Source organism: Jeotgalibaca caeni (assembly GCF_028863945.1).
GTDB classification, from domain to species: domain Bacteria; phylum Bacillota; class Bacilli; order Lactobacillales; family Aerococcaceae; genus Jeotgalibaca; species Jeotgalibaca caeni.
Window position 1 is genome coordinate 51,880 of the sequence record NZ_JARBEA010000010.1, and the last position, 7,005, is coordinate 58,884.

Here is a 7,005-nt window from a genome sequence, read left to right on the forward strand (position 1 = left end):
AAGGATGGTCATTAGTAAATGAGTGAAGAATTTAAAGAATTAGATTCAGGAATGGAAGTCCGCGAACTCAGCAAAGAGATGCGGAAATCCTTCTTGGAATATGCAATGAGTGTAATCGTTGCGCGTGCCCTTCCTGATGTAAGGGACGGATTGAAACCTGTTCACCGCCGTATTTTATACGGTATGAGTGAACTAGGAATCACACCTGATAAATCCCATAAAAAATCTGCTCGTATTGTCGGAGACGTAATGGGTAAATATCATCCCCACGGTGACAGTGCGATTTATGAATCCATGGTACGGATGGCACAAGACTTCAGTTACCGTTATCCATTAGTAGACGGGCATGGGAACTTCGGATCGGTTGACGGCGACAGCGCAGCTGCGATGCGTTATACCGAAGCTCGGATGTCAAAAATTGCTCTTGAAATGCTACGGGATATTAACAAAGACACCATTGACTATCATAATAACTACGATGGAAGTGAGCGGGAACCAGATGTGCTTCCTGCTCGTTTCCCGAACTTATTAGTTAATGGAGCTTCAGGGATTGCAGTTGGGATGGCAACAAATATTCCACCGCATAACCTAACCGAAGTTATTTCTGCCTTGCATATTTTGATGAAGAATCCAGATGCAACGACCGCTGAATTAATGGAAGCTCTCCCTGGTCCTGACTTCCCTACTGGCGGAATCGTCATGGGTAAATCAGGTATTCGTAAAGCCTATGAAACAGGTAGAGGCTCCATTATTGTTCGTGGACGAGTAGAAATTGAAATTCTCAAAAATGGCAAAGAACGAATTCTAATTACAGAATTACCTTATGTGGTCAATAAAGCGAAATTAGTAGAGCGAATTGCTGAATTAGCACGTGACAAACGAATTGAAGGAATTACCGACTTAGCAGACGAATCAGACCGTGATGGTATGCGAATCGTCATTGATGTGAGAAGAGATATGAGTGCATCGGTTATTTTGAATAATCTTTACAAGCTGACTCCTCTTCAATCTTCTTTCGGATTTAACATGCTTGCGATTGTAAACGGGATTCCTGAAACCCTAAGCTTAAAGAGTATTCTTCTGCATTACCTGGATCACCAAAAAGAAGTGATTCGTCGTAGAACCCAGTATGACAAACAAAAAGCAGAAAGCCGGGCTCATATCTTAGCTGGTTTGAAAATTGCCCTGGATCATATTGACGAAATTGTCCATATTCTTCGTAGTTCTCCAAGTGGTGATATTGCCAAACAAACATTCATGGAAGACTATGGATTATCTGATCGCCAAGCACAAGCAATTCTGGATATGCGGATGGTTCGCCTAACTGGTTTAGAACGTGAAAAAATTGACGGTGAGTATGATGATTTGATGGCTCTGATTGCTGATTTAGCAGATATTCTAGGCAGCGAAACTCGGATGTTCACGATTATTGAAGAAGAGTTGTTGGAAATTCAAGATCGCTTCGGAGACAAACGTCGCACTGAACTTTTAGTTGGTGAAGTACTGTCCTTGGAAGATGAAGACTTGATTGAAGAAGAAGAAGTGGTCCTTACTCTAACCAATAACGGATACATCAAACGTGTACCAAGTAGTGAATTCAGAGCACAAAGACGTGGCGGTCGCGGTGTACAAGGAATGGGCATCCATGATGATGACTTTATTGAAACCTTGATTACCGCTTCTACCCACGACACCCTGCTCTACTTCTCTAACCAAGGTAAAGTTTACCGTACGAAAGGTTATGAAGTACCTGAATATGGTCGCCAAGCGAAAGGGTTGCCGATTATCAATCTGCTAAACTTGGATGCGGATGAAAAAATTCAAACCATTATCAACTTGAGTGGGAATGAGCCAATAGAAGGTGAAAATCTTTTCTTTGCTACCCGTCAAGGTGTAGTAAAACGGACCGATACGATGGACTTCCGTAACATCCGTCAAAGCGGTTTGCGTGCGATTAACCTGAATGAAGGAGATGAACTAATCAAAGTTCTTCTAACCGATGGTACAAAGAAAATTATCATTGGAACTCACTTTGGTTACTCTGTCAGCTTTGATGAGAATGACGTTCGAATTATGGGACGTACAGCTACCGGTGTTCGTGGGGCACGTTTACGTGAAGGCGACTATATCGTTGGGATGGATCTTCTGGAAGAAGGAAAAGAAGTCCTTGTCATTACCGAAAATGGGTACGGGAAACGTACCAAAATTAGCGAGTATGCGATTAAAGGCCGTGGGGGTAAAGGAATCAAGACTGTGAACGTAACGCCGAAAAACGGCAAGCTAGTAGGTCTAGCAACCGTTCGTGATGAAGATGACATTATGATTATGACCGATACAGGAGTCATGATTCGCTTCCACGCGAAAGATGTTTCTCAAACAGGACGTGCTACCTTGGGAGTCCGTTTGATGCGTTTAGACGATGCTTCTACTGTTTCTACGATGGCTGTTGTAGAACCAGATGAAGAGGAAACGGTCGAAGTACCTGTTGAACAGTCTCCTACCGAGGAAATTGGAATGGATCCAAGAAAAGACGATGAAACATTGAAGATGGATATGCAAGATTTTGCAGATGACATCTTAGAAGATACCGAAGAGTAAATAAGGAAAGAGGGAGATTCTGACGCATGAGCGAAGGGAGCTTTCTCTTTTTTCTTGCTTTCTTTTGATAAGTATGGTAATATCTTTAGACGTGAGTATTTTCAAAATACTCTCCTTGCCTTTTCAAAAAGGAAGGGCCAATAGTCCATAAGGAGGTGACAGTCAACATGACTCAATACGAAATTAACTACATTATCCGTCCTAACATCGAGGAAGCAGCTAAAGCAGAATTGATCGAACGCTTTGATTCTATTTTAACTGATAATGGAGCTGAAATTATTGAATCGAAAGACTGGTCAAAACGTCGTTTAGCTTACGAGATCAACGATTTCCGCGAAGGTATCTACCATATCGTGAAAATCAAATCTGAAGAAGCTGCAGCGATTAATGAATTTGACCGTCTAGCTAAAATCAATAATGACATTCTTCGTCATATTATCGTTAAAGAAGAAGCATAAAATGTTCCACGTGAAACATTTTAAGGGGGTAAGAAACGATGATTAATAATGTTGTACTAACCGGAAGATTAACGAAAGATGTAGATTTACGCTATACTTCAAACGGCACGGCAATTGGTTCCTTCTCCATCGCGGTTGATCGTCAATTTAAGAATCAACAAGGCGAAAGAGAAACGGACTTTGTCAATTGTGTAATTTGGAGAAAAGCAGCAGAAAACTTTGCTAATTTCACTCGAAAAGGATCGTTAGTTGGAATTCAAGGTAGAATTCAAACGAGGAACTATGAGAATCAACAAGGACAAAGGGTCTACGTTACTGAAATTGTCGTAGAGAACTTTACCCTGCTTGAATCTAGAAGTGTTACGGAACAACGACCAAGAGAAAACAACTCTTCTTCGACTTCCAATGACAGAGGTAATTCTTACCAATCTTCGTCATCTAACAGAAATTACAACGAATCTAATAATCAATCTTACTCATCATCCGGTCAATCAAATGACTTTTCTGATTATAATTCAAATGATGATCCATTCCTATCAAGTGGGCAGTCTATCGACATCTCTGATGACGATCTGCCATTCTAATATATACTTGATAGTAAAGGGTAAAAAAGGAGGAAATTAACATGGCTCAACAACGTGGCCGCCGCGGCGGACGTAAGCGTAAAAAAGTTTGTCATTTCTGCGCAAATCACATTGATCATGTAGACTACAAAGATACTGATCTATTGAAACGTTATGTATCTGAAAAAGGTAAAATCTTACCTCGTCGTGTAACAGGTACATGTGCAAAACATCAACGTCCATTGACAATGTCAATCAAACGTTCGCGCATTATGGCTCTTATGCCTTTCACAATCGCTGAATAATATAAATAAACAAACAGCTTCCAATTTTATTGGAAGCTGTTTTTTTGCATAAAAAATTATCATCATAAATATAGATAGAAGTTGTCGTTATATGGAAATTCCTTACCATTATTGTAGCTACAGCCACCGAACCCACCTGTGGATAATACTTCGCACTAAACAGAAGAAAAACAAGATAATCCACAGTATGTATGGTAAAATAATAATAGTTATGCACATGTGTATAAAGCTATGAAATAAGCAGTACCAAAGGGAAATACGAAGCGTTAATAGTTATCAACCTGTGGATAACTATTAACGTGGATAATCCAGAATGTTTCACGTGGAACATTTTAGTAGTGGAAATAATGTTTCACGTGAAACATTTTGAGAGCGTAATAAAAATAGCAATATAGCTATTCAACTTCGATTATGGTAAAATATGAAGACGTAATTCTGAAAAAATGAGGGAAGAAAAGGAGCAATAATGAAACTAAAGGAAAAATTAAAGAATCTTCCTCCCTTTGTCCGATCGGATCAAATAAAGGTTCCTGCTACTTTTTTACTTGCTTCTATGGTGATTTTCACTGTATTAACGTTTGTAGCGAATTGGATGATTGGTATTGCCCTCTTGTTCATCCTCCTCTTGATACTTTGGTTGTTGAACTACTCTTCGGATTATCTTGTTGAGGAGACCAACCGATATATTTCTGATTTGTCGTATCGAATTAAAAAAGGTGAACAAGAAGCATTAATTCAAATGCCAATTGGAATTCTTTTATTTAATCAAGAAAAGGAAATTCAATGGACAAATCCTTATTTACTAAAGTACTTTGAAAAGAAAGATATTTTAGGGAGAAAGATTAAAGACGTAGACGAAGAGCTTTATCAATGGATGGAAAAATATGAAACAAATGAAATAACAAAAGTTGTTTGGGGCGAACGGACATTTGAAATGATCATTCAAGAAAATATTGGCGTACTCTATTTAATGGATATTACCCAGTACGCTAATATAGAAGTAAAGTATGAGAATGAACGTGTTGTCTTTGGAAATATTATTATTGATAATTATGATGAAGCGGTTCAATCAATGAATGACCGTAAACGGTCTAATGTAAATAACTACATCACCAATCAACTTACCAATTGGGCGAACATCAACAACATCTACTTAAAAAGAGTAGAAGATGATCGGTTCATTGCCTTGTTAACAAAGAAAACGTTAGAGCGACTAGAAAAGAGTAAATTCGAAATCGTAGACCAAATAAGAGAACGTACCTATAAACAAAACTTCCCATTAACCTTAAGCATGGGATTCTCATACACCATGAGTCCAACGCAAGTAAAATGGAAAGATATCGCACAGCTCGCGCAAGCAAATGTCGATCTAGCTTTAGCGCGTGGTGGAGATCAAGTCGTTGTCAGAGCTGAAAATGAAGATGCACGGTTTTACGGCGGAAAAGTAAACCCCATGGAGAAACGAACTCGTATTCGTGCCCGTATGATCAGCCAAGCCTTAGAAGAATTAATTGTTAACGCTGATAAAGTATTCGTAATGGGGCATACGTATCCGGACATGGATGTTTTAGGTTCTTCTCTAGGAATCCGCAGAATTGTACAAATGAATAATAAAGAAGCATGGGTCGTCATGGACATGGAACAACTTTCCAATGACATGTTACGGATGATGGAAGTGGTGGATAAAGACAGCAATATCTCTAGACACATTATTGATCCAGAACATGCACAAGAAATGATTACCTCAGATTCACTTATTATTCTTGTTGATGTACATCGACCTTCCATGCTTCCGGCACCGGAATTGATGAAGGTTTCCAATAAAGTAGTCATTATTGATCATCACCGCAGAGGGCAAGAGTTCCCAGAAAATCCAGTCCTTGTTTATATTGAGCCTTATGCTTCATCAGCTTCAGAATTAATTACCGAATTATTTGAGTATCAGTCAAACGACGTTGATACCATTAATAAAATAGAAGCAACCACGATGTTAGCTGGAATTATAGTAGATACACGGAACTTTAGTTTGCGCACGGGGTCTAGAACTTTTGATGCGGCTAGTTATCTGCAATCAAATGGAGCAGATACGATTTTGATTCAAAAATCGTTGAAAGAAGACTTAGAAACATTCTTGACTCGTAGTCATCTTTTAGAGACGATGGAATTTGTTACTCCAGGCATGGCTGTAGTAAGAGGAGAAGACGACCGGAAGTATGATACAGTAGTCGCTGCTCAAACCGCCGACACAATGCTATCGATGGAAGGCGTGGAAGCCTCCTTTGTAGTCACGAAGAGAAATGATGGTAGAATTGGTATTAGTGCACGGAGTCTGGGACAAATCAATGTGCAGACCATTATGGAAAAACTAGGTGGTGGTGGGCACTTGTCCAATGCTGCAACTCAAATTGAAAACTGTAGCGTAACAGAAGCCACCGAGAAACTGATGCGTGTATTGAAGAACGAAGAAGAAAGTATGGAAGGGGAAAGAAAATGAAAGTAATTTTTCTACAAGACGTAAAAGGTAAAGGTAAAAAAGGCGAAGTGAAGAATGTAGCAGATGGATACGCTATGAACTTCTTAATTAAGAATGGCCTTGCTCAAGAAGCAAATAACTCAAGTGTCTCTGCTTTAGAAGGACAGAAAAAAGCAGAAGAGAAAAAGGCAGCAGAAGTGAAGTCTGAAGCAGAACAATTAAAGTCATTTTTAGAGAAAGATGACACCGTGATTCAATTGACCGCGAAGTCAGGAGAAGATGGCCGTTTATTTGGATCAATCACGAGCAAGCAAATTGCTGAGCAGTTAAACAAACAATTTAAAGTGAAGCTAGACAAACGGAAGATTGATTTGAAGGATCCAATCCGTTCTCTTGGCTTTACCAAAATGAGCGTACGGCTACATCCTGAAGTTGTAGCAACTCTCACTGTTCAAATAGTAAAAGAAGGTTCTATGTCAAATAGTGTTGGTGGACCAAATGAAAGTCAAAGCGAAGACTAACTCGCTTTGGCTTTTTCTTTTTCTTCTTGTCGGCGCTTTTCCTCCTTGTAATGGAGTGCCTTCGGCTCAAATTGGCTCGCAGTCAGG

6 protein-coding genes are annotated in these 7,005 nt (G+C 39.4%); all 6 read left to right on the forward strand.

All coding sequences use genetic code 11. The features are described from left to right. Positions 1–18: 18 nt before the first annotated feature. The gene (gene gyrA, locus PVE40_RS03710; protein WP_274730532.1) at positions 19–2,598 is read left to right on the forward strand and encodes a DNA gyrase subunit A; all 2,580 of its coding nucleotides are present in this window, start codon (positions 19–21) and stop codon (positions 2,596–2,598) included. 167 nt (positions 2,599–2,765) lie between these two features. After that, a complete protein-coding gene (gene rpsF, locus PVE40_RS03715; protein WP_274730533.1) occupies positions 2,766–3,056 on the forward strand; it encodes a 30S ribosomal protein S6 in 291 nt (96 codons plus the stop codon). Between the two features lie 38 nt (positions 3,057–3,094). Next, positions 3,095–3,640, forward strand: coding sequence for a single-stranded DNA-binding protein (ssb, locus tag PVE40_RS03720; RefSeq protein ID WP_274730534.1), 546 nt, complete (start codon positions 3,095–3,097; stop codon positions 3,638–3,640). Positions 3,641–3,681: 41 nt separating this feature from the next. Beyond that, on the forward strand, positions 3,682–3,924 hold the full coding sequence (gene rpsR, locus PVE40_RS03725) for a 30S ribosomal protein S18 (RefSeq protein ID WP_274730535.1): 243 nt from the start codon (positions 3,682–3,684) through the stop codon (positions 3,922–3,924). A 466-nt stretch (positions 3,925–4,390) separates the two neighbouring features. After that, entirely contained in the window at positions 4,391–6,418 is a 2,028-nt protein-coding gene (locus PVE40_RS03730) for a DHH family phosphoesterase (protein ID WP_274730536.1), read from the forward strand. Beyond that, positions 6,415–6,918 (forward strand): 50S ribosomal protein L9, encoded by a 504-nt coding sequence (gene rplI, locus PVE40_RS03735; protein ID WP_274730537.1) that lies wholly within the window; start codon positions 6,415–6,417, stop codon positions 6,916–6,918. Before PVE40_RS03730 ends, rplI begins: the two co-directional genes overlap by 4 nt. Positions 6,919–7,005 lie beyond the last annotated feature (87 nt).

Bases quoted from the DNA above. Each gene is read 5' to 3' on its own strand.
- gyrA (WP_274730532.1), top strand. From the start codon at position 19: ATGAGTGAAGAATTTAAAGAATTAGATTCAGGAATGGAAGTCCGCGAA.
- rpsF (WP_274730533.1), top strand. From the start codon at position 2,766: ATGACTCAATACGAAATTAACTACATTATCCGTCCTAACATCGAGGAA.
- ssb (WP_274730534.1), top strand. From the start codon at position 3,095: ATGATTAATAATGTTGTACTAACCGGAAGATTAACGAAAGATGTAGAT.
- rpsR (WP_274730535.1), top strand. From the start codon at position 3,682: ATGGCTCAACAACGTGGCCGCCGCGGCGGACGTAAGCGTAAAAAAGTT.
- PVE40_RS03730 (WP_274730536.1), top strand. From the start codon at position 4,391: ATGAAACTAAAGGAAAAATTAAAGAATCTTCCTCCCTTTGTCCGATCG.
- rplI (WP_274730537.1), top strand. From the start codon at position 6,415: ATGAAAGTAATTTTTCTACAAGACGTAAAAGGTAAAGGTAAAAAAGGC.